General features: G+C 73.2%; 20 protein-coding genes. 11 read left to right on the top strand and 9 right to left on the bottom strand.

The features are described 5' to 3' along the window. Window positions 1–13 precede the first annotated feature (13 nt). Window positions 14–1,909 (top strand): FUSC family protein, encoded by a 1,896-nt coding sequence (locus tag ACFYQQ_RS27520; RefSeq protein ID WP_356169220.1) that lies wholly within the window; start codon window positions 14–16, stop codon window positions 1,907–1,909. Between the two features lie 305 nt (window positions 1,910–2,214). Here ACFYQQ_RS27520 and ACFYQQ_RS27515 read toward each other — a convergent pair whose 3' ends face one another. Then, the gene (locus ACFYQQ_RS27515) at window positions 2,215–3,171 is read right to left on the bottom strand and encodes an endonuclease/exonuclease/phosphatase family protein (protein WP_388905413.1); all 957 of its coding nucleotides are present in this window, start codon (window positions 3,169–3,171) and stop codon (window positions 2,215–2,217) included. Between the two features lie 316 nt (window positions 3,172–3,487). On the opposite strand from ACFYQQ_RS27515, the gene ACFYQQ_RS27510 reads away from it, so the two are divergent. From ACFYQQ_RS27510 to ACFYQQ_RS27500, 3 genes are all read left to right on the top strand, one after another. Continuing rightward, window positions 3,488–3,613 carry a hypothetical protein gene (locus ACFYQQ_RS27510; protein WP_388905411.1) on the top strand — a complete coding sequence of 42 codons (126 nt, stop codon included), beginning with the start codon at window positions 3,488–3,490 and terminating at the stop codon, window positions 3,611–3,613. A 150-nt stretch (window positions 3,614–3,763) separates the two neighbouring features. Then, complete coding sequence (locus ACFYQQ_RS27505; protein ID WP_355785617.1) at window positions 3,764–4,453, top strand: DUF899 domain-containing protein; 690 nt, start codon at window positions 3,764–3,766, stop codon at window positions 4,451–4,453. Between the two features lie 212 nt (window positions 4,454–4,665). Then, a complete protein-coding gene (locus ACFYQQ_RS27500; protein ID WP_355785619.1) occupies window positions 4,666–4,839 on the top strand; it encodes a hypothetical protein in 174 nt (57 codons plus the stop codon). A gap of 19 nt (window positions 4,840–4,858) precedes the next feature. Here ACFYQQ_RS27500 and ACFYQQ_RS27495 read toward each other — a convergent pair whose 3' ends face one another. From ACFYQQ_RS27495 to ACFYQQ_RS27485, 3 genes are all read right to left on the bottom strand, one after another. After that, the gene (locus ACFYQQ_RS27495) at window positions 4,859–7,009 is read right to left on the bottom strand and encodes an ABC transporter ATP-binding protein (RefSeq protein WP_355785631.1); all 2,151 of its coding nucleotides are present in this window, start codon (window positions 7,007–7,009) and stop codon (window positions 4,859–4,861) included. A gap of 247 nt (window positions 7,010–7,256) precedes the next feature. Continuing rightward, window positions 7,257–7,703 carry a hypothetical protein gene (locus ACFYQQ_RS27490; protein ID WP_355785621.1) on the bottom strand — a complete coding sequence of 149 codons (447 nt, stop codon included), beginning with the start codon at window positions 7,701–7,703 and terminating at the stop codon, window positions 7,257–7,259. Then, entirely contained in the window at window positions 7,694–8,365 is a 672-nt protein-coding gene (locus ACFYQQ_RS27485; RefSeq protein WP_355785623.1) for an ATP-binding protein, read from the bottom strand. The genes ACFYQQ_RS27490 and ACFYQQ_RS27485 overlap by 10 nt, the downstream gene beginning before the upstream one ends. 320 nt (window positions 8,366–8,685) lie before the next feature. On the opposite strand from ACFYQQ_RS27485, the gene ACFYQQ_RS27480 reads away from it, so the two are divergent. Beyond that, window positions 8,686–9,546, top strand: coding sequence for a helix-turn-helix transcriptional regulator (locus ACFYQQ_RS27480; RefSeq protein WP_355785626.1), 861 nt, complete (start codon window positions 8,686–8,688; stop codon window positions 9,544–9,546). Next, the gene (locus ACFYQQ_RS27475) at window positions 9,547–9,810 is read left to right on the top strand and encodes a DUF397 domain-containing protein (RefSeq protein ID WP_355785629.1); all 264 of its coding nucleotides are present in this window, start codon (window positions 9,547–9,549) and stop codon (window positions 9,808–9,810) included. Between the two features lie 181 nt (window positions 9,811–9,991). Here the strand turns inward: ACFYQQ_RS27475 and ACFYQQ_RS27470 are convergent, their stop codons facing one another. Continuing rightward, window positions 9,992–11,416, bottom strand: a complete 1,425-nt coding sequence (locus tag ACFYQQ_RS27470) for a PLP-dependent aminotransferase family protein (RefSeq protein ID WP_388905409.1) — start codon at window positions 11,414–11,416, stop codon at window positions 9,992–9,994. Window positions 11,417–11,631: 215 nt separating this feature from the next. Here ACFYQQ_RS27470 and ACFYQQ_RS27465 point away from each other — a divergent pair, with 215 nt between their 5' ends. After that, the gene (locus tag ACFYQQ_RS27465; protein WP_355779715.1) at window positions 11,632–12,126 is read left to right on the top strand and encodes a carboxymuconolactone decarboxylase family protein; all 495 of its coding nucleotides are present in this window, start codon (window positions 11,632–11,634) and stop codon (window positions 12,124–12,126) included. Window positions 12,127–12,199: 73 nt separating this feature from the next. On the opposite strand, the gene ACFYQQ_RS27460 is transcribed toward ACFYQQ_RS27465, so the two are convergent. Together ACFYQQ_RS27460 and ACFYQQ_RS27455 are read right to left on the bottom strand one after the other, a co-directional pair. Then, window positions 12,200–13,687, bottom strand: a complete 1,488-nt coding sequence (locus ACFYQQ_RS27460; RefSeq protein WP_355779708.1) for a glutamate synthase subunit beta — start codon at window positions 13,685–13,687, stop codon at window positions 12,200–12,202. Between the two features lie 395 nt (window positions 13,688–14,082). Next, window positions 14,083–14,562 (bottom strand): anthrone oxygenase family protein, encoded by a 480-nt coding sequence (locus tag ACFYQQ_RS27455; protein ID WP_355779705.1) that lies wholly within the window; start codon window positions 14,560–14,562, stop codon window positions 14,083–14,085. Between the two features lie 209 nt (window positions 14,563–14,771). Here ACFYQQ_RS27455 and ACFYQQ_RS27450 point away from each other — a divergent pair, with 209 nt between their 5' ends. The 3 genes from ACFYQQ_RS27450 to ACFYQQ_RS27440 all read left to right on the top strand — a co-directional run bounded on the left by ACFYQQ_RS27450 (window position 14,772) and on the right by ACFYQQ_RS27440 (window position 16,595). Then, window positions 14,772–15,413 (top strand): uridine kinase, encoded by a 642-nt coding sequence (locus ACFYQQ_RS27450; protein ID WP_355779702.1) that lies wholly within the window; start codon window positions 14,772–14,774, stop codon window positions 15,411–15,413. A 62-nt stretch (window positions 15,414–15,475) separates the two neighbouring features. After that, window positions 15,476–15,889, top strand: a complete 414-nt coding sequence (locus ACFYQQ_RS27445) for a PPOX class F420-dependent oxidoreductase (protein WP_355779699.1) — start codon at window positions 15,476–15,478, stop codon at window positions 15,887–15,889. A gap of 277 nt (window positions 15,890–16,166) precedes the next feature. Then, window positions 16,167–16,595, top strand: a complete 429-nt coding sequence (locus ACFYQQ_RS27440) for a CBS domain-containing protein (RefSeq protein WP_355779696.1) — start codon at window positions 16,167–16,169, stop codon at window positions 16,593–16,595. A gap of 93 nt (window positions 16,596–16,688) precedes the next feature. Here the strand turns inward: ACFYQQ_RS27440 and ACFYQQ_RS27435 are convergent, their stop codons facing one another. Beyond that, window positions 16,689–17,816 carry a magnesium and cobalt transport protein CorA gene (locus tag ACFYQQ_RS27435; protein ID WP_355779693.1) on the bottom strand — a complete coding sequence of 376 codons (1,128 nt, stop codon included), beginning with the start codon at window positions 17,814–17,816 and terminating at the stop codon, window positions 16,689–16,691. A 275-nt stretch (window positions 17,817–18,091) separates the two neighbouring features. Here ACFYQQ_RS27435 and ACFYQQ_RS27430 point away from each other — a divergent pair, with 275 nt between their 5' ends. Continuing rightward, entirely contained in the window at window positions 18,092–18,886 is a 795-nt protein-coding gene (locus tag ACFYQQ_RS27430) for a methyltransferase (protein WP_355779691.1), read from the top strand. A gap of 485 nt (window positions 18,887–19,371) precedes the next feature. On the opposite strand, the gene ACFYQQ_RS27425 is transcribed toward ACFYQQ_RS27430, so the two are convergent. Beyond that, on the bottom strand, window positions 19,372–20,262 hold the full coding sequence (locus ACFYQQ_RS27425; protein WP_355779713.1) for a sugar kinase: 891 nt from the start codon (window positions 20,260–20,262) through the stop codon (window positions 19,372–19,374). Window positions 20,263–20,278: the final 16 nt, after the last annotated feature.

The following is a 20,278-nucleotide window of genomic DNA, read 5'->3' as shown; positions in this document are numbered from 1 at the left end:
CGACTGGAGTCCCGTGCCGCTCCTCACCTCCCGTCCCGCCCCGCCGCCCTGGCTCGCCCACGCCCTGCGCGCCCAGCGGGGGCCGGTCCCCTGGAACGCGGTCGTACGCGGGGCGCTGGCCGCCGGACCGCTGCTGCTCGCGGCCGTGCTCGCCGGGCGACCCTCCGCCGGTGTGGCCGCCGCGCTCGGCGCCATGCTCGCCGGCATCAACGACCGGCCCGGCAGCAGGCGGACCGCCGTCGAACGGCTCGGTCTGCCCGCGCTGGCCGGGGCCGGCGGTCTGCTCGTCGGCTCCTACGCCGGCCTGCACACCGGAGCCGTCGCCCTGACCGCCGTACTGACCGGGCTCGGGCTGCTCGCCGGAGCCGTCAGCGCCGTCGGACCCGTCGCGAGCGGATCGGGGACGCAGCTCCTGGTCGCCGCCGCGATCGGCGCGGGCATGCCGCTGCCCGAGCCGGGATGGCAGCGCGCGCTGTACTTCCTCGCCGGCGCCGGCTGGCTGCTGGCGCTGCGGCTCGCCCTGCCGACCCGCGCCGCCGCCACGGCCGGCGACTACCGCTTCGACGGGGAGCGGGACGCCGTCGCCGCCGTGTACGAGGCCGTCGCCGCGCTGCTCGACGCGGCCGGAGGAGCGGACGCCGTCGCCCGCCGGGCCGCGCTCACCGCGGCGCTCGACCACGCGCAGGACGCGCTCTCCGGACCTCGGCTGCGGCGGTACGCCAGTTCCGCGGCCGAGCGGCGGCTGCACGCGCAGTACGCCGCGGCGCTGCCCCTCGCCGAGGCCGCCACGGCGCTCGCCTGGGCCGGGGACGACGTGCCCGCCCGCGCCGCGGAAGGCCCCCGCAGGCTCGCCGCGGCGGTCCGCGCGGGCGGCCCCAGCGGACCGCTCCCCGCACCCGCGCGCTCCGCACCCGCGCTGCGCGCGCTCGACGACGCCCTGCTGCACGCCGCCGACGCCTTCGACCGCGGCGCGGCCGTCCCGCAGCGCGGCGCGCACACCCGGCGCCGTACCGCCGGGTCCCTGCTGCGCACCGTCCTCGGCGCGGGCGGACGCGAGTACGGGCTGCGGGTCGCCCTGTCCTTCGGAGCGGCCGTCGCCGTGGCGCAGGCACTGCACCACACGCGGTGGTACGGGACCCACGCGCACTGGTACTGGCTGCCCGCGACCGCCGTCTTCCTGGTCAAGCCCGACCTCGGGCCGCTCGCCTCGCGCGTCCTGTGCCGGGCGGCGGGGACGCTCCTCGGCGCGGTCCTCTTCGCCGGGTTCGCCGCGCTGCTGCCGAGGCCCGGCGGGCTGGTGGCCCTCGTCGCCCTGTGCGGGGCGCTGATCCCCGTCGCCACCCGGCACTTCGCCGCGCAGACCGCCGTCGTCACCGTCCTCGTGCTCGCCCTCGTGATGGTGGGCGGGGAACCGCAGGCCTCCTGGAGCCGGATCGGCGAGACGCTGCTGGCCTGCGGGATCGTGCTGCTCGTCGGGCATCTGCCCGCGCCGGGGCAGCGCGGAGGGACGGTACGGGCGCGGCTCGCCCGGGCCGCGCGCGCGGCGGACGCCTATCTCACGCACGTCCTCGGCGACGGCACGGCGGACGACCGGTCCGGCCGGTGGGTCCTGCGCCGCGAGGCCTACCGCGCGCTGGCGGAGGCCCGCGCCGCGATCGACCTCGCCGCCGCCGAACTCCCCGCGCTGGCCCGGCACTCGGCGGGCACGGACGAGGTGGCCGCGACCCTCGAACGGCTCGTGGACCTCACCACGGCCTGCGCCGTGCACCTGGACGACACCGGGCGGCTCGGCTCCCGCCACACGGCGCGCATCGCCGACCTGCTCGACGAACTGGCCCGGCAGCGCGAACGGGCGGGACTACGCACGTCGGACATCCCGACCCCGGACACCACCCCGGCCAAGACCTGACGCCCCGGGCACCCCCGCTACGACCGCTCACGGCCGGCAAAACCAGCCTGCCCCGGCGTCCCGACCACTCACGCCCCGACAAACGCGCCCGCCCCCGCGTTCCCGCCGATCACGCGGCTCGACTGACCCGCCCGCACCGCCGTTCACGGGGTTCGGGCAACCGGCCTGCCCCCGCGTCCCCGCCGATCACAGCCCGCACCCGCGTACCCGCCGATCACAGCCCGCCAGCCAGCCCGCCCCCGCGTCCCCGCCGATCACGGTCCAGCAGTCCCGTCCATCCGCCTCGGGCGCCCACCGGCCACCCCTCACGCCCCCACCCGTACCCACACCGGCGCGTGGTCGGAGCCCGGGGCACCGCGCCGTGCCGCCGGCTCCGTGTCCACCGAGGGGAGGCGCGGCGCCCCCGCGCCGGGCAGACCCGTTCCGGCCTCCGTGATCCGGTGGACGAGGCGGTGACTCACCAGGACGTGGTCGATCAGCTCGCGGCGGCCGGAGGTGACGCGCGAGTAGCGCCGGTCGGCCGGGATCAGCGGGGCCACGTCCCACAGCCGCGTCGCGTCACCCCGGTCCGGCTGCCCGAAGCCCGGCGTGCCGATCTCGGAGCCCGGCGGCCCGAGGAGGATCTGCGTCGTCGCGGCCTGAACCTCGTCGTTGAGGTCACCGAGCACCGTCACGTCCCGCTCGCGGCCCTCGCCGCCCAGCAGTTCGTCGGCCAGCGCCCGCAGCGCAGTGGCCTCGGCGGCCCGCCGGTACAGGGCGTACGCGCCGTAGCGGGCCCGCTCGCCCTCGTCGCGCGGCTGGAAGCGGCCGCCGGGGTACGACAGCAGCTTCGACTTCAGATGGCAGACCGCCGCGGTCAGGGGCGCCGTCGGCCCGCTGATCCGCACCGCCAGGAAGCCGCGGCCCGCCCGGGTCACGGGCTCTCCGTCGTCGTCGCCCTGCACGGGCCGGAGCAGGTCCGGGAAGGCGGTCGTGTCCGCGACGACCTCCGGTACGAGGCCGCGGCTGAGGAAGCCGACCCGGATGCCGCGGCTGTCGGCGTGCTCCGAGAGCGCGAGGTGCCAGCCGCCGTCGAGAAGTCCGGCGAGGTCCTCCAGCGCCTCGGGGTCGCCGACCTCCTGGACGCCTAGCAGGGTCGGGCCGAGTTCCGTGACCACGGCGGCCAGTGCGGCGAGCTTCGCCTCGTAGGCGGCCTTGTCCTTGGGGCCGAACGGGCCGCCGGGCCGGTAGAGGTTCTCCAGGTTCCAGGTGGCGAGGAGCATGCCGGGCTCCTTCCGGGAGCGGGTGACGGGAGGCCGGCCCGGTGACCCGGGGGACGGCTGACAGGGGAGGGAGGGCAGTGGAGGGGCGGGGGACGTGCGGCGGGTGTCGCCGGGACGGGTGACGCCAGAGTGCGCGCGAAAACGTCACCGCGACAGAGCGGGGACAGAATGCGCGGTTCACGCCGCCCGACGGCACGACCCCGTCGTACGTCGGTGAGGTGACCTCGCCTCCGGCCGACCTCGTCATCGCCGGCTGCACCGCCCTCGTGCACAGCGCCCGCTCCGGCGACGTCCGCAAACGATCGTTGCCGGGCGGGTGCCGATGCGGGACCGGCGGCTGCTGACCCTCGATCTGCCCGCGACCGTAGGGGAGTCGGAGGAGCGGGTGCCGGCGCTGACCGACCGGGCGAACGGCCGCGGCATCCACCGGTACGACACCTGACGGGCCCGTCGCGGCGCAGGTGGGCGCCCGCCCCGAAAAAACTTCCCGCGGCGCCGATGAGTTCCGATCCCGGGACCGGTCCACCTCAAGGAAGGCACCGTTTCCCGGGCCTTCCGCAGGCAGCAGGCGTTCCGTCGGCAGGAGGGGCACATGACGTATCCGCAGATCGTCTCGCGCGAGGAGTGGCGCATCGCGCGCGAGGAACTGCTCGCCAAGGAGAAGGCCGCCACCCGGGCGCGAGACGCGCTCAACGCCGAGCGGCGCGGACTGCCGATGGTGGAGATCGACAAGGAGTACGTGTTCGAGGGCGGCGACGGCAAGGCGACCCTCCTCGACCTCTTCGAGGGCCGGCAGCAGCTCGTCGTCTACCACTTCATGTTCGCCCCGGAGTGGGACGCGGGCTGTCGCAGCTGCTCGGCGTTCCTCGACCAGATCGGCCACCTGGCGCACCTGCGGGCCCGCGGCACCGCGTTCGCGGCCGTCTCCCGGGCGCCGTACACCAGGATCCTGCCGTTCAAGGCCCGGATGGGCTGGACGGTGCCCTGGTACTCGGCGTACGACACGGATTTCAACCAGGACTTCGAGGTGTCCTTCGAGCGCGACGGCGAGACCTGCGAGAGGCCGGGGATGAGCTGCTTCCTGCGGGACCGCGACCGCGTCTTCCACACCTACTCGACGTACGAGCGCGGTCTCGACGGGCTGGGCTCCACGACCACCCTGCTGGACCTCACCGCCCTGGGGCGGCAGGAGGAGTGGGAGGAGCCCCGGGGCCGGGCCTCGGCGCTGGGCGCCCCGGCGGGCAGCGAACGGATCCGGTACCACGACGAGTACGAGGACTGAGATTCACCGATTCATGTGACTGGCGAGCCCGAAGTGACAGAAGTGGTCGCAATGCGTACTCGGGCGAACACCAGGTGTACGGAGAGTGAGAGAACCCTCACCGCGAGGCGGTGAACTGGTGTCGACTACGTCTCAGTACCGTCACTACGCGAGCCGTTCACCCCATCGTTGGCGTTTAACTCTACGAGTACAGCGCGACATGGAGGTGCAGGGTGAACGGGCGAATGGTGCTGGAGCGCTTTCCCGCCGGTGGGCCGCGTGGTTCGTGGCCGGCGGAGGAGTTCGCACAGGCGTGCCGTCTGCAGGGCCAGGCGGCGGAAGTCGTCATGGACCTCTCCACGGACGCGTTCCTCGTGATCGTGCGCGGAGCGGACGGCGTCGAGTGAGCCGAGGCGCGACAGAGAGTCACCGCGCCTCCCCGGTGGGCACCCTCGCCTCCCCGAGGGCAGCCACCTCGCCCGCGGACGCGCCTGCCTCCTGAGCGGACTCGGCCGCGTCGGCGGCCACACCCGCCTTACGAGCGGTCTCGGCCGCCCCTTGCGCCGGCACCGCCTCCCTCGTGGTCCCGTCCACGCCCGCTTTCCGAGCGGTCTCGGCCGCGCCTCCGTCCACAGCCGCCTTCCGGGCGGGTCCGACCCCGGTCGCCCCTCGGGCCGGCACCGCCTCCGCCGTCGTCGCGCTCCCGTTCCCGTTCGGCTTCCCGTTCCCGTTCGGCACCGGCGTGGTGAACTGACCCGCCTGGAGCGCGTACAGCTCCGCGTAGACACCGCCCGTGGCCAGCAGTTCCCCGGGGCTGCCGGACTCCACGAGACGGCCCTGCGCCAGCACGTGCACCAGATCGGCGTGGCGCACCGACGCCAGCCGGTGGGTGATGAGGACGACCGTCTGCCCGGTACCCGCCAGCGCCCTGATCTTCTCGAAGACCTCCAGCTCGGCCCGGGCGTCGAGGGCCGCCGTGGGCTCGTCCACGATCAGGATCCGACCGCGCCGGTACGCCGCCCGCGCGATCCCCAGCCGCTGCCACTGGCCGCCCGACAGCTCGTGACCGCCGCTGAAGCCGCGCGCCAGCAGGGTGTCGAGCCCGCGCGGGAGGTCCGCCACCACGTCCTGGGCCCCGGCCTCGGCGACCGAGGAGGCGAGCCGTTCGTCGGTGAGCGGTGCCGAGGCTCGGCCCACCGCCACGTTGACGCGGGCCGTGAACGGCCACCGCTTGAAGTCCTGAGCCACCATCGCGATGCGCTCCGCGAGCGCGCGCCGGTCCGCCGTCGCGGCGTCCACGCCGTCCCACAGGACACGGCCGTGATCGGGCGTGTAGAGCCCGGCGAGCAGTTTGACCAGGGTGGTCTTGCCCGACCCGTTCTCACCGACGAGCGCGATGATCCGGCCGAGGGGCAGCGTGAGGCTCACGTCGTCCAGTGCGGGCCGGGCCGCCTTGCCGGGATAGGTGAACGTGACGTTCTCGAAGCGGATCTCCCGCGGATCCTCGGGCAGCGGCTCGCCGCCCTCCGGGATCGCGCGCTGCGCCGCCTCCACGTACAGGCGGTGCAGGTCGCCCACGAACAGGGCCTCCTCGTGGAGCGAGTTGACCTCCAGGACGAGGGTGTCCAGGCTCGCGGAGCCGGTGCGGATCGCGATCACCGCCGTACCGGCCACCGACAGCGCCATCGTGCCGGCGAGCAGCAGCCCGCCGAGGGTCGCGTACGTCGCCGCCGTGGCGAGGCCCGTCCAGGCCGCCGCGATCAGCCCCGTGCGCGCGGCCAGACCGGCCAGCCGGGCCTGCTCCGCCTCCGCGGTCTCCGACATCGAGCGGAAGTGGCGCAGCAGGAACGGGCCGACCCCGTGCACGCGGATCTCCGGTGCCGCGGCCGGCTCGGTGAGCAGGTTGCCGATGAGCCGGCCCGCCCGGGCGTGCTGCACCCAGGCGTGGAAGGACTCGTACCGCCGCCGGGCGATCGTCAGGGCGCTCCACGCGCTCGGCAGCGTCATCATCACCAACAGCGGCAGCAGCGCGGGATGCAGCACCGTCAGGACACCGGCCGCCGCGACGAGCGAGATCATCGCGTTCACGACCTGCGTGGAGATCGCGATCATGCGCCGGGCGGACGAGGCGCCGTACTGCGCGGTGTCCAGCAGCTTGTGGAACGCTTCGTCCTCGATCGCGGAGAGCTCCACGGCCGCCGCCCGCTCCAGGTACAGCTCCGTCGCGACCCGCTCGACCTTCGGCTCCAGCCGGCCGGTGGCGTACGTCGAGGCCGCCCGCAGCAGCGCGGCGAACAGCATGACGGCGGCGACCGTGACCAGCGCCGGGGCCGCGCCGCGCAGCCGGTCCTCGACCGGGCCGTCGGCCATCAGCCGGCCCAGCACGCTGTTGACCGCCAGCAGGCTCACCGCCTGCGCCGCGCCGCGCGTGATCTCGGCGGTCAGCACGGTCCGAGCCGCGCCGCGGTCCGCCTGCCAGGCCAGCCGGAAGCTGGACGCCAGCAGGTGGGGGAGCCGCGTCACCATCGCGCGGAAGCCCAGCTCCAGGAAGGCGTCGGAGTGCTGCGACCAGCCCATGTCGTAGCGGAGCGGGCCGCCGAAGAGCAGGCGTTCCGAGTCCGACGGCGACGGATCGGCGTGCTGGCGCTTCTTTCCCACCGGTGACCTCCCCCGAGTGCGCACGCACGGTGCCCTCCCCAGGAATGGCGGCCTCCACCCGTGCCCGCGAGGGCGATCGGGGCGGACCGAAGCACTCGGGCGCCGGTCGCTCACGCCGTCGGCGCCCCCACCGCGCGCCCGGCCTCGTCGCGCCGGGGCGGGTCCGTCAGGCGCTGACGGACCTGGACCACGCCGGGGGAGTGCCCATGACCCGGCAGACGGCCAGGTACAGGGGGATCGGCGGAGTGTACGGAAGCGTACCCTCCGGTTTGTGGATGAGCCCGGGAACCGACGGTGCCTCCGGGACGAGCGCCCCCGTGGCGTACAGGGCGGGCGCGGGCCAGTCCAGGGAGACGTCCGAGTCGGAGGGGACGATCCACCACCACTGGGCGGCGTCGGCGTAGACGCAGCCGACGCGCGGCAGCCGGGACAGGAGCACCGGGCCGAAGCGCGCGGGCACCACCACCGCGTCGCAGCCGAGCGGCACGGTCATGCCGTCGGGTATGGGGAGTCGGCTGGGCGCCCCGGACGTGCGGTGCCCTCGTCGGAGGCGGACCAGCGTGTCCAAGGTCAGCAGGGGGGCCGTCCCGGTCGACGTCGCCCTCACACCCATTCGGCCCCCGTCCCGCGGAACGCCTGCGCCCCGGAACCCCGGCCGTCCGCCGGGGGCTTCTTCGCGCTCCAGCCGAGGTCCGAACGCGCCTCGGTGTCCGGCTCCCGGCCCCCCGAGCGGGCCGGGACCGAAGGGAAGGGCTGGTCCGCGGCGTCCGGCCGCCCGGAGGCGTACGGCACCGGCGCCGGGTGCGGCAGCCGGGGCAGGCTCTCCATGGTGTCCACGGTGTCCGCGGCGTCGGCCTCGAAGATCTCGTCGGTGGCGTCCGCCAGGTCCGCGAAGCCCATCGCGTCCGCGAGGGCGGCGGTCGGGTCGGCGTCCGGCGTGCGCGGCAGCTCGGCCCAGACCAGCAGGCCGGGCCCGTACTCCTGAGCACCCCAGGCTTGGCAGACGGCCGCCACGAGCATCAGGCCCCTTCCGTGTTCGTCCTCGGCGCCCTGCGGCGAGGGTCGCGGCTCACCCGGAGCGCACCCCTCGTCACGTACGGCTATCCGCACCAGGTCGTCGGCGTCGTGCAGCTCGCACACGATGCGCCGGCTCGCGGTGTGCACGATGGCGTTCGTGACCAGCTCGGAGACGACCAGATCCGCCGTGTCGCAGGTGTCCGCGCAGACCTGCCAGCCCGACAACCGGGCATGGGTCAGGTGCCGGGCCTGTCTCACAGAACCCGGATGTGCGGCCAGCTCGAAGCGAAACCGGCGCTCCGCGGTCGCATCGGGGCGCACCCCTGCTGCGGCACGGAGACCGAACCGGTCTGCGGCGGCGTCTGTTCCTAACGGCGCGGACGGAGTCACGCTTGCCACTATCGCCCCGCCGTGAACACTTGGCAAGTGTCACTCTGAAAATTGCAGAGTGCCGTGTGACGCCGTGGAGCGCCATGGCACACTGCTCGCAACAGCACGTCGAGCGGCGCCAGTTGGAATCCGGGAAACGGACTCCGAACGGCGCCGCCCGGGCTGTCCGGACACGGTGGAGGTGGGACGTGAGCGAACCGCGGTCCGCGCCGACGGTCGGCCAGGTCGTCCTCGGCCGGCGACTGCTGGACCTGCGGGAACGTGCGGGTCTGAAGCGTGAGGAGGCCGCACGCATCCTGCGTGTCGCACCCGCCACCGTCCGCCGTATGGAGATGGCCGAGGTCAGCCTCAAGATTCCGTACCTCCAGCTCCTGCTGAAGTCGTACGGCGTCTCCGACGAGGAGGCCGAGGGTTTCGTCCACCTCGCCGAGGAGGCCAACAAACCGGGCTGGTGGCAGCGCTTCCACGACATCCTGCCGGGCTGGTTCTCGATGTACGTCAGCCTGGAGGGCGCCGCCTCCCTGATCCGCTCGTACGAGCCGCACTTCGTGCCGGGGCTGCTGCAGACCGAGGACTACGCCCGCGGGGTCCTGAAGTCGGGTGCCATCGGCCAGACGCAGCCGGACGAGATCGAGCGCCACGTCGCCCTGCGCATGCAACGGCAGAGCCTGCTCACCCGGGAGGACGCACCACGGCTGTGGGCCGTGATGGACGAGACGGCGCTGCGCCGCCCCGTCGTCGGCCCCGAGGTCATGCGCGCCCAGATCGACAGGCTCCTCCAGGCCACGAAGCTGCCCAACGTGACGCTGCAGATCGCCCCGTTCTCCTCGGGGCCGCACCCCGGCACGTACGGGCCCTTCGTGCTGTTCCGCTTCGCCATGCCGGAACTGCCGGACATGGTCTACAGCGAGTACCTGACCGGCGCCGTCTACCTGGACGCGCGTTCCGAGGTGGCGACCCACCTGGAGGTCATGGACCGCATGGCGGCTCAGGCCGCTACGGCACATCGTACGAAGGAGATCCTCCGGGATCTCCGCAAGGAGCTGTGAATGGAACGCATCAAGCCGCGGATACGCACCGTGCGGATCTACAACGGGATGCCCGCCCGCGAGCTGGGCAGCGAGGGCTGGCACAAACCGTGGAGCGGCGGCAACGGCGGCAACTGCCTGGAGGCGATGAAGCTCGACGACGGCCGGATCGCCGTCCGGCAGTCCGCCGACCCGGACGGGCCCGCGCTGATCTACACGCCCGGTGAGATGACCGCCTTCATCCAGGGCGCCAAGGCGGGGGAGGCGGACTTCCTGCTGTCCTGAGCGGGCCTGTTTCGCCCCGCCTCGGGAACGGCACCCCCTGACGTACCTGTGCTCGTCCTTTTCTCTCCTTTGCGTTCAACTTCCTTATTCTGATGTTGAGTTGCCACTTCGGGAGGCGACCGTCAGGAGTCGCCGTCCCGCGACGGGATCACCGGGAGCCACCCTGGGCGACGCGGGGCGCTCACCCCGGCGGCAGCACCTCGCACAACGCGTCCAGGGCGGCGCCGTACGCGTGCTCCACCGGGGTCGCGTAGCCCACGACGAGACCGTCCGGGGCGGACGCCGGCGCCTGCGGATGGCGGAACGCGGCCAGCCCGTCGAGGGCGACCCCCTGCCAGGCGGCGGCCTTGACCACCGACGGCTCGGTACCCGGCGGCAGCCGCAGGACCGCGTGCAGACCGGCCGCGATCCCGGTCACCTCGACGTGCGGCGCGCGGGCGGCGAGCGTGGCGACGAGCCGGTCGCGCCGCCCGCGGTACCGCTGCCGCATACGCCGCACATGACGGTCGTACGACCCCGACGTCACGAAGTCCGCGAGCGCCAGCTGGTCCAGGACGCTCACCCACGCCTCCCGTTCGCCCTTGGCCGCGAGCACCCCCTCGACGTACCGCTCCGGAAGGACCATCCAGCCCAGCCGCAGTGCCGGGGACAGGCTCTTGCTGACGGAACCGATGTGGACGACCCGCTCCGGGTCCAGCCCCTGCAGGGCGCCGACGGGCCTGCGGTCGTAACGGAACTCCCCGTCGTAGTCGTCCTCCAGGATCACCCCGCCACGCGCGCGTGCCCAGTCGACGACGGCGGTCCGCCGCGACGGATGCAGGGGTCCGCCGGTCGGGAACTGGTGGGCGGGCGTGAGGAGTACGGCCCTCTCCCGGTCCAACTCGCCTACGCGGGCGCCGTCTTCGTCGAGGGGCAGCGGCACCGTCCGCACCGAGGCGGCGGCCAGCAGCTCGCGGTGGAATCCGAGTCCGTACGACTCCACGGCCAGCGGGCCCCGCAGCACCGCGCCCGGCCCCGCGAAGAGCAGCCGCAGCGCGTGCGCGAAGCCGGAGCAGATCACGATCCGCTCCGGTTCGGCGCGCACTCCACGCGCGCGGGCGAGGTACTCGGCGAGGGCGCCGCGCAGCTCCCTACGGCCCGCGGGGTCACCGGGCCCGAAGACCTCGTTCGGCGCCTGCTGGAGGGCCCGCCGGTACGACGCGAGCCAGGCGGCGCGCGGGAACGACGAGGCGTCAGGGGTGCCCTGCCGCAGATCGTGCCGTGGCCCACGCGCGTGTGGCGGCGTCTTCTTCGGCACGCGGGAGCGGGACCCGGACGGCTCGGCGCGCTCGGCGACCCGTGTGCCCGAACCCTGACGTGCGGTGAGCCAGCCCTCCGCGACCAGTTCGGCGTACGCGTCGGCGACCGTGTTGCGGGCCACGCCCAGGTCGGCGGCGAGCGAGCGGTACGGCGGCAGGAGGGTCCCCGGCGCGAGCCGGCCCGAACGCACCGCTTCGCGCAGCGCGCGGATCAGCGCGGCCCGACGCCCGCCCGCCTCCGCCCCGGACAGCTCCAGGTGCAGATCCGCACCGATCCGCTCCGCCGAATTGACCCATGATTCCGCCACGGAAATGCACCCTACAAGGGGTCTATCCGGCCCGTAGATTCGAAGCCATGACGACGAAGACAGAGCAGGTGACGGTGTCGGCTCCGACGACGAACGCGGTGCGCACGACGGGCTCGGCGACGAGTGCGGCGGGCACGACGGTGAGTGCGGCGGACTCAACGGCGAGTGGGGAACGGACCTCGGACGGGAGCGCCGGCACGGACGCGCACGCCGCGGTGTTTCCGGCGAGGCAGGCGACCGCCTCGTTCACCGAAGAGGCGCCCGCCCGGATCGACTTCGCGAAGGCCGCCCCGAAGGTCTTCCGCGCGCTGATCGGCTTCGACGCGGCGGCCCGCGAGGGACTCGACCCGGCCCTCGTCGAACTGATCCAGATCCGGGCCTCGCACCTCAACCACTGCGCCTACTGCCTCCACATGCACACCAACGACGCACGCAAGGCGGGCGAGAGCGAGGACCGTCTCCACATGGTCGCGGTGTGGCGCGAGGCGCCCCACTTCTTCACGCCGAGGGAACGCGCGGCGCTGGCACTCACCGAAGCGGTCACCCTCGTGGCCGGGGGAGGGGTCCCCGACGACGTCTACGCGGAGGCCGCCGCCCACTTCGACGACGGGGAACTCGCCCACGTCCTGGCGCTCGTCCTCACCATCAACACCTGGAACCGGGTCGCTTTGTCGACCGCGAAGAAGGCGGGCACGGACACCCGCGCCTGACCCCGACGGGACGCCTCGACCACCGGACGATGCCGGTGCGCGGCGCCGTGCGCCATCCGCCGCGCACCGCGCGTCACGCGGTCAGCGGCCGGTCGTACGGGCCGATCGGCTGCGGCAGCCGCGAGTGACCCGTCAGCCGGCGGTCGACCGCGGCCGCCACCGCCCGGCCCTCGGCGATGGCCCAGACGATCAGGGACTGCCCACGCGCGGCGTCACCGGCGACGTAGACGCCGGGCACGTTCGTGGCGAAGTCCGCGTCCCGGGTGACCGTGCCACGGGGGCCGAGCGCGAGCCCGAGCTGGTCGATCAGGCCGTCGTGCGGGTCGGGACCCGAGAAGCCGAGGGCGAGCAGGACCAGATCGACGGGCAGGGCGCGCTCGGAACCGGGCACCGGCCGCCGCTGCTCATCCACCTCGACCAGGTGCAGGGCGCGGACGTGCCCGTCCGCGTCCCCGGTGAAGCGGAGCGTGGACGCGGCGAAGAGGCGCGCGTCCGCGTCCGCCGCCGGCGAGGTCTCCAGGTCGCGGGCCTCCTCGTGAGCGGCCGAGAGGCGGTAGATCTTCGGGTACGTCGGCCACGGCTCGACGTCCTCGTCACGCGCCGCCCCCGGCTGGGCGTAGATGTCCAGCTGCGTCACGGACGCGGCGCCCTCGCGCACCGCCGTGCCCAGACAGTCGGCGCCCGTGTCCCCGCCGCCCACGATCACGACGTGCTTGCCGGCCGCGGACAACGGCGAGACCTCCAGGTCCCCCTCGCACACCCGGTCGGCGAGCGGCAGGTACTCCATCGCCTGGTGGATGCCGGCCAACTCCCGCCCCGGCACCGGGAGATCGCGCCAGGCGGTGGCACCCAGGGCGAGGACGACGGCGTCGTAGCGTGCCCGCAGCTCCGCCGCGTCGAGGTCCCGCCCGACCGACACCGACGTACGGAACTTCGTCCCCTCCGCCCGCATCTGGTCGAGCCGCCGGTCCAGGTGCCGCTTCTCCATCTTGAACGCGGGAATGCCGTACCGCAGCAGTCCCCCGATCCGGTCGGCCCGCTCGTACACGGCGACGGTGTGCCCCGCACGCGTCAGTTGCTGCGCCGCGGCCAGGCCGGCGGGCCCCGAGCCGATCACGGCGACCGTGCGCCCCGAGAGCCGGTCCGGTGGGCGCGGCGGGGCGAAACCGTCCTCCCACGCCCGGTCGGCGATGGCGACCTCGACGTTCTTGATGGTGACCGCCGGCTGGTTGATCGCGAGCACACAGCCCGCCTCGCACGGCGCGGGACACAGCCGGCCGGTGAACTCGGGGAAGTTGTTCGTCGCGTGCAGCCGGTCGCTCGCCGCCCGCCAGTCGTCCCGGGACACCAGGTCGTTCCACTCGGGGATCAGATTGCCCAGCGGGCAGGCGTCGTGGCAGAAGGGGATCCCGCAGTCCATGCAACGGTCGGCCTGGGCCCCGATGATCGGCAGGAGCGCTCCGGGGACGTACACCTCGTCCCAGTCCCGCACCCGTTCCGCTACCGGCCTGCGGGGCCATTCCTCGCGTGGATTGGTGAGAAAACCCTTGGGATCGGCCATGGCCGTCTCCCTTGCGTGCGCGTGACGTGGGGGCGTGTCCTTTCGGCCACGATACGGCGTCACCGCACCCCGCGCCGCTCGGCTCCACCCGGTTTCCGCTGCTCGGGGGCTTGGGCGCTTGAGGGCCTGGGGGCCTGGGGGCCTGAGGGCTGGAGGCATGGGGCTGGCCCGGGGTCCGGGGGCCTCGCAGTCGGCGGTCGTCACGCGCCGCCCGAGGGAGCAACGGGGGAGGGATTGGTCCGAGGCCGATCCGAGGCGGGGACGGCGCGGGTGCAGGTGCGGGTGCGAGGGCTGGGGCTGGGGCGGTGGGAGGTGAGGGTGAGGGGTCGGGGTCCGGGCGAAGATGAATCCGGGGCTGGGTCCGGGTGCGGGGCGGACCGAGGCGGGCGTGGGGTTCAGGTGAGGGCCAGGACGTACGACAGCGCGGCGAAGGCCGAGGCGACCGTACGGACGTGGTTCCACATCGTCCACTCGCTCACGTACGTGGGCCAGTACGCGGCGGCCTCCGGAGTACCGGGGTCCAGCCTGCCGAGCTCCTCGTTGCGCGGGACGTTCGCGGCGCTCGTCACGCCGAACGAGCCGAACAGGTACAGGCCGCTCCCGAGCAGCAACTCCACCGTGCCCTCGTCCGGCCACACCACGAACGTGACCACCGCCAGCACCACGCACAGCACCGCCGTCCCCACGAACACCAGCATGAACGCCGGCGTCAGCGCCGCCCCGTTGATCGCCTTCATGGCGGCCGCGCCCTGCGCCGCCGGCAACCTGGCCAGCCCCTTCATCACGAACGTCGAGAACCCGCAGAAGACGCCGGCCATCAGACCGGTCCCGAGCACCCCCAGCACCGTCAGCACGAAGTAAGGCCCGTCGATCATGTCTGTTCCCCCGTCCAGCCCGAATCAGAGATCCTGCATGCCACTCACCGACACGACAAGTGAAATCCCTCCCTGTCCACCACGACCATGGCCAAGCTGCGCACACCCATACGCGAGCGTCCAGGACGCAAGCCGTACGCCCCGCCTGGCCGACGTGACCTCCGCGCTCCACCACCGCGCCCGCGTCCTCCTTCCGTGAGCGCGGCATCATGGCCCCTGTGCGACTCGAACCGATCACCTGGGAACGGCTCGGCGACCTGCTCGCCGACCGCCTCCTCGACCTGAAGCCGGCCGACGGCAGCCCCTGGCCGCGCGTCGCGTTCGACGGGGCTCCTGCCGCCCGCCCCGGCGACCTCGCGCACCGGGTGTCGGAAGCCCTGCGCCTGCGCGGCCGCTCCTCGCAGGTCGTCGCGGCCGAGGGCTTCCTGCGGCCGGCCTCGCTCCGCTTCGAGTACGGCCACCAGGACGTCGACGCCTACTACGACGGCTGGTTCGACACCGGTGCCCTCTGGCGCGAGGTCTTCAACCCACTCGAACCCAGCGGTGACGGCCGGATCCTGCCCGACCTCTGGGACCCGGTGACCGACCGCGCCACCCGCACCCCCTACGTCCAACTCCCGCCCGGCGGGCTACTGTTGCTGCACGGCCCCCTCCTTCTCCATCACTGGTTCCCCTTCGACCTGACCGTCCACGTGCGTCTCTCGCCGGCCGCACTGCGCCGCCGCACCCCCGAGGCCGAACACTGGAGCCTCCCCGCCTTCGAGCGCTACGAGTCCGAGACCGATCCCGGTACCGCGGCCGACGTCCTTGTGCGCGCCGACGACCCGCGCCACCCGGCATGGAACGGCTGATCGAGAGCGCCGATCCACTCAAAGGGCTTTTGTATGCACGTGCATCTAGTTAGTCTGTGGTCATGACGCAGCCTTCCGATCACCCCGTCACCTTCGACGACTCCGTCCGCACCCTCCTCGACGGCAAGAACTTCGCCGCCGTCGCCACCCTCGGCCCGGACGGCGCTCCCCAGAACTCGGTGGTCTGGATCAAGCGCGAGGGCGACACCGTGCTCTTCTCGTCCACCGACCGACGCCAGAAGGTGCGCAACCTCCTCCGCGATCCCCGTATCAGCCTGTCGGTCTTCGACCTCGCCAACCCCTACACCTCGGTCGAGATCCGCGGCACCGCCCAGATCCTCCCCGACGAGCACAAGCGGCTCCCGCGCGAGCTCTCGCACAAGTACCTCGGCATCGACCCGCCCGCCGAGAAGGACGACGAGACCCGCGTGATCATCCGCGTCGTCCCCGAGAAGATCGTGGGCTTCTCCGCCTGAGCCCTGCCGGGGCGGGCGCCGACCGGCCCGGCAGGCCTTACCGGCCGTCGGCATGGCTCGACCGCTTGCACGGTCCGACCGCCCTCCACGGCCCCTCGGCCCCGCGACCGGCGGTCGTGACTCCACGCGTGATCCGCGGCGACCTCGCGGGTGCCGGTTCCCGCCTGGCTCCCTGGCTCCGGGTGCGTCGCTCCCGTGACCCGGCGAAAATGTAAGGCGTCGGGACTAGCGGTACCCGTCCGTGCCGCGCCGGCCGTCCGGCACCGGGAGGTACTTCATGACCACCGCCGGAGACATCATGCACCGTGGTGCCCAGTGGATCCCCGCCCACGAAACCCTGGACCGCGCCGCCCAGCTGATGCGCGAGCTCAACGTGGGGGCCTTGCCCATCAGTGACGAGAACGAGCGACTCTGCGGCATTCTCACGGACCGGGACATCGTCGTCGGCTGTGTGGCCATGGGTCACGACCCGGCACGCGTCACCGCCGGTGAGATGGCGCAGGGCACTCCGCGCTGGATCGACGCGAACGCCGACGTCGGCGAGGTGCTGGAGGAAATGCAGGGACACCAGATCCGCCGACTCCCCGTCATCGACGACAAGCGCCTGGTCGGCATGATCAGCGAGGCCGACCTCGCCGAACACCTGACGGACGACCAGCTCGCCGTCTGGGTCGAGAGCGTCTACGCCAAGACCCCGACGCGCTGACACCGCGCTGTTCCTGTTCCTGTTCCGACAACCTCCCCCTTTCTGTGCCCTGGTCCGGCCCGCCGACCGACAGGCCGGGCCGGAGTGGGCGTCTCAAAGCCAGCCGTTGCGCCGGAAGCCCCGGTAGAGGGCCAGGCACGCCACGCTGATCACGCCGATGATCAGCTCGTAGCCGTACCGCCAGTGCAGCTCCGGCATGTGGTCGAAGTTCATGCCGTAGACACCGCAGACCATCGTCGGCACGGCGACCACCGCGGCCCACGCCGTGATCTTCCGCATGTCCTCGTTCTGAGCGACCGTCACCTGGGCCAGGTGTGCCTGGAGGATCGAGTTGAGCAGCTCGTCGAACGCGGCTATCTGCTCGGTGACGCGCAGCAGATGGTCGGAGACGTCCCGGAAGTAGGCCTGTATCTCCGGGTCGATCACCCGCATCGGCCGGCTGGCGAGGTCCAGCAGCGGGCGGCCGAGTGGAGCCACCGCCCGCTTGAGCTCCAGGAGTTCACGCTTGAGCTGGTAGATGCGCCCCGGGTCGGCACGCGCGCCGTTCTCCGCGAAGACGTCCGTCTCCACCTGGTCGATGTCCCCGTGCACGGCGTCCGCGACGGTGAGGTATTCGTCGACCACGTGGTCCGCGATCGCGTGCAGCACCGCGGCCGGCCCCTTGGCCAACTGCTCCGGATCGGCCTCCAGCGCCTCCCTCAGCGGGCCCAGTGAACCGTGTCGCCCGTGCCGCACCGTGATCACGAAGTCGTGGCCGACGAACACCATGATCTCGCCGGTGTCCACCACCTCGCTGGTCGCGGTGAGCTCGGTGTGCTCGACGTAGCAGACCGTTTTGAACACCGCGAACAGTGTCTCGTCGTACCGCTCCACCTTCGGGCGCTGATGGGCGTGCACCGCGTCCTCGACCGCCAGGGGGTGCAACTCGAAGAGCTCGGCTATGCCGGCGAACTCCCGCTCCGTCGGTTCGTGCAGCCCGAGCCAGACGAAACCGTCGTCGTGCTTGCGTACCTCTTTCACCGCGTCGACCAGATCGCGGCCGCCCGGGATCCGCGCACCGTCCTTGTACGTCACGCAGTTGACCACCGCGGAGCCCAGCGGCGACCGGGCCGGGTGGCTCAGGTCGACACGCGGTCGCCGCCGCGTCAGCCGCGCCACCCTGCGGAGGCCGCTCACTTTGCCGAGGCTCGTGACCTTCCGCAGATTCCCTGCCATGGACATCTGGATCTCCTCGCGTGGATCTCCTCGCGCCGCGATTGCGCCTTTCTGCGGCCAGTCTGCCAGGACGGCGCGCGGGCCGGTCAGGCCTGTGGGAACGGAGCATTCCGCTTCGTTTCGGTGGGCGAGGGGTGCGCAGGGTGCGCACTGGTCCGGCGAACTCGCTGCCAGCCGATGAGGGTGCCGCGGGAAGCGGGCGCCGCGTGATGCGAGCCGGGTGGCCCGGCCCGGGTGCGTCAACCACGCCGGACGAGTCGGGCAAATGGGATGATCTACCCGTGATTCGAACCGACAGGTATCTCCTGGACAACCGGCAGGCCGAGGCGGGGCAGCGTTTCGACGCCGTCGCCACTCTTTTCGACCCCACGACGTTCCGGCACCTCGAGCGCTTCGGCGTCGGCTCCGGCTGGCGCTGCTGGGAGGTCGGCGCGGGTGGCACCTCGGTGGTCTCGTGGCTGGCCAAGAAGGTCGGCCCGACCGGGCGGGTCCTCGCCACCGACATCGACACCTCGTGGGTCTCCCTCGCCGCCCGCCCGCCGGTCGAGGTCCGCGTCCACGACGTGGGCGTCGAGGAGCCGCCCGGGGAGGGCTTCGACCTGGTGCACGCACGGCTCGTCCTCGTCCATGTGGCGGACCGGGAGCGAGCCTTGAGGTCGATGATCAAGGCCCTGCGGCCCGGCGGCCGGCTCCTCGTGGAGGAGGCCGACCCCGCCCTGCAGCCCCTCCTCTGCCCCGACGAGCACGGGCCCGAGCAACAGTTGGCGAACCGTCTGAGGGGCGGCTTCCGCGACCTCCTCGCCGAACGCGGCGGGGACCTGTCCTACGGCCGCAAGCTCCCGCGTCTGCTGCGCGAGGCGGGGCTGAGTCCCGTGGAGGCCGACGCGTACTTCCCCGTCACCTCGCCCGCCTGCGCCGCCGTCGAGCTCGCGACGATCCGTCAGATCCGCGACCAGCTCGTCGGCGCGGGTCTCGCCACGGACCAGGACATCGACCGCCATCTGGCCAACGTCGCCTCGGGCACCTTGGACCTCACCACGGCCCCGATGATCTCGGCGTGGGGGCGCAAGGTGTGACGGAGAGGTCGACGCCCGCGGGTGAACCGGCCGTTCACCCGTCCCTGCCGGCCGCTCGTCCGCTCATCCGTCGGTCGTCCCTTCGTCTGCCGTCAGCCGCCCCATCTGTCCGCCTGGCGGTCAGCCGACCCCATCCGCCATCCCGTCCGTCCGCCGCCCGTCCCGTCCGCCCGTCCTCCTGTCGGTCCGTCGACCCGTCCGTCCATCCATCCGGCGGGGCGGACCGAGTCCTTGGCCACCCGGCGGCGGGTGGCCTGGATGTGATGCCCGGGGCGGAGCCGTGTCACGTGCGGTCATGCCATGCCAGGTCGGCCTAGCCGTGACATGCCGTGCCGTGCCCGTGCGCCAACCGTCCTCGCGCGCCGGGCCGCCGAGACCCCTGGCTCGTCAGGAGACCGGCGCAGGCGCCTTGCGCCCCGTCAGGCGCCTTCCGCTGTCACCCACATGCCGGTCCGGCGCCTCTAGGGCCCCGCCAAGGGCCCCGCTCAAGGCCCCGCCGGTGGTCTCCCGCCGACGCGTGCCACCGCGGTCGCCCCCGCCGCGCACCCCGCTGCCGCCGCCTCCTCGGGTTCGGCGCCCATGAGCAGTGCGGCCAGGAACGCGCCGGTGAAGGCGTCGCCGGCGCCGGTCGTGTCCACGGGGCGGGCCGGCACCGCGGGGACGCGGGCACGCACCGTGCCGTCACGGGCGACCAGGGCACCGTCGCCTCCCTGTTTCGCGACCACCAGAGGGACGTGCCGGCTCAGCTTGGCCGCCGCGTCCGCCGGATCGGGAAGCCCCGTCAGCAGACACGCCTCGTCCCGGTTCGGCAGCAGCACGTCGACGCCCTCGACGAGACCGAGGAACCGGTTCACCCCCAGCTCCACCAGGAACCCCGTCGACGCGGGATCCACACTCACCGGCACACCACGCGCGCGTGCCGCGTCCAGCGCCGTCGCCACCAGGGCGCGGCACGGCTCGGAGAAGAACAGGTACCCCGACATGTGCAGCCGGGCTACTCCGTCGAGCAGTGACGGCGACCAGTCGTCCGGTTCGAGCCGCAGCGCCGCCCCGCTGTCCGTGAGGAACGTTCGCTCGGCCGCGGCGCCCGTGTCCACCAGGCAGATCACCGTCCCGGTGGGCGCCTCGGAATCGACGACCAGGTGGGTGCGTACGCCCGAGGCCGCCAGTTCCCGGTCGTGCCAGGCGGCCGCGTCCCGGCCCACCCGCCCGAGGAGGCGTACGTCCGGGCAGCCCCGGTGGGACGCCCAGCACGCCACGTTGGCGCCCGCACCGCCCGGCACCGTCCGGATCGCCGCGACCGTGTCCGTGCCCGGTGCGAGCGGGCCGCGGTGCCGGGCGACGACGTCGGTGACGATGTCGCCCACGACGAGCAGGGCACCGCCCGGAGCA

The sequence above is a fragment of the Streptomyces sp. NPDC005496 genome (assembly GCF_042872045.1).
Classification (GTDB): domain Bacteria; phylum Actinomycetota; class Actinomycetes; order Streptomycetales; family Streptomycetaceae; genus Streptomyces.
The sequence above is the reverse complement of the archived record's forward strand: the minus strand, read 5'-3'. Positions and strand labels throughout refer to the sequence as shown.

What these genes read in the sequence shown, in the direction of transcription:
- ACFYQQ_RS27455 (WP_355779705.1), bottom strand. Translation starts at nt 14,562, where the DNA reads ATGATCGACGGGCCTTACTTCGTGCTGACGGTGCTGGGGGTGCTCGGG.
- ACFYQQ_RS27435 (WP_355779693.1), bottom strand. Translation starts at nt 17,816, where the DNA reads ATGTCCATGGCAGGGAATCTGCGGAAGGTCACGAGCCTCGGCAAAGTG.
- ACFYQQ_RS27460 (WP_355779708.1), bottom strand. Translation starts at nt 13,687, where the DNA reads ATGGCCGATCCCAAGGGTTTTCTCACCAATCCACGCGAGGAATGGCCC.
- ACFYQQ_RS27440 (WP_355779696.1), top strand. Translation starts at nt 16,167, where the DNA reads ATGACCACCGCCGGAGACATCATGCACCGTGGTGCCCAGTGGATCCCC.
- ACFYQQ_RS27490 (WP_355785621.1), bottom strand. Translation starts at nt 7,703, where the DNA reads ATGGGTGTGAGGGCGACGTCGACCGGGACGGCCCCCCTGCTGACCTTG.
- ACFYQQ_RS27495 (WP_355785631.1), bottom strand. Translation starts at nt 7,009, where the DNA reads ATGGGCTGGTCGCAGCACTCCGACGCCTTCCTGGAGCTGGGCTTCCGC.
- ACFYQQ_RS27475 (WP_355785629.1), top strand. Translation starts at nt 9,547, where the DNA reads ATGGAACGCATCAAGCCGCGGATACGCACCGTGCGGATCTACAACGGG.
- ACFYQQ_RS27505 (WP_355785617.1), top strand. Translation starts at nt 3,764, where the DNA reads ATGACGTATCCGCAGATCGTCTCGCGCGAGGAGTGGCGCATCGCGCGC.
- ACFYQQ_RS27450 (WP_355779702.1), top strand. Translation starts at nt 14,772, where the DNA reads ATGGCCCCTGTGCGACTCGAACCGATCACCTGGGAACGGCTCGGCGAC.
- ACFYQQ_RS27515 (WP_388905413.1), bottom strand. Translation starts at nt 3,171, where the DNA reads ATGCTCCTCGCCACCTGGAACCTGGAGAACCTCTACCGGCCCGGCGGC.
- ACFYQQ_RS27445 (WP_355779699.1), top strand. Translation starts at nt 15,476, where the DNA reads ATGACGCAGCCTTCCGATCACCCCGTCACCTTCGACGACTCCGTCCGC.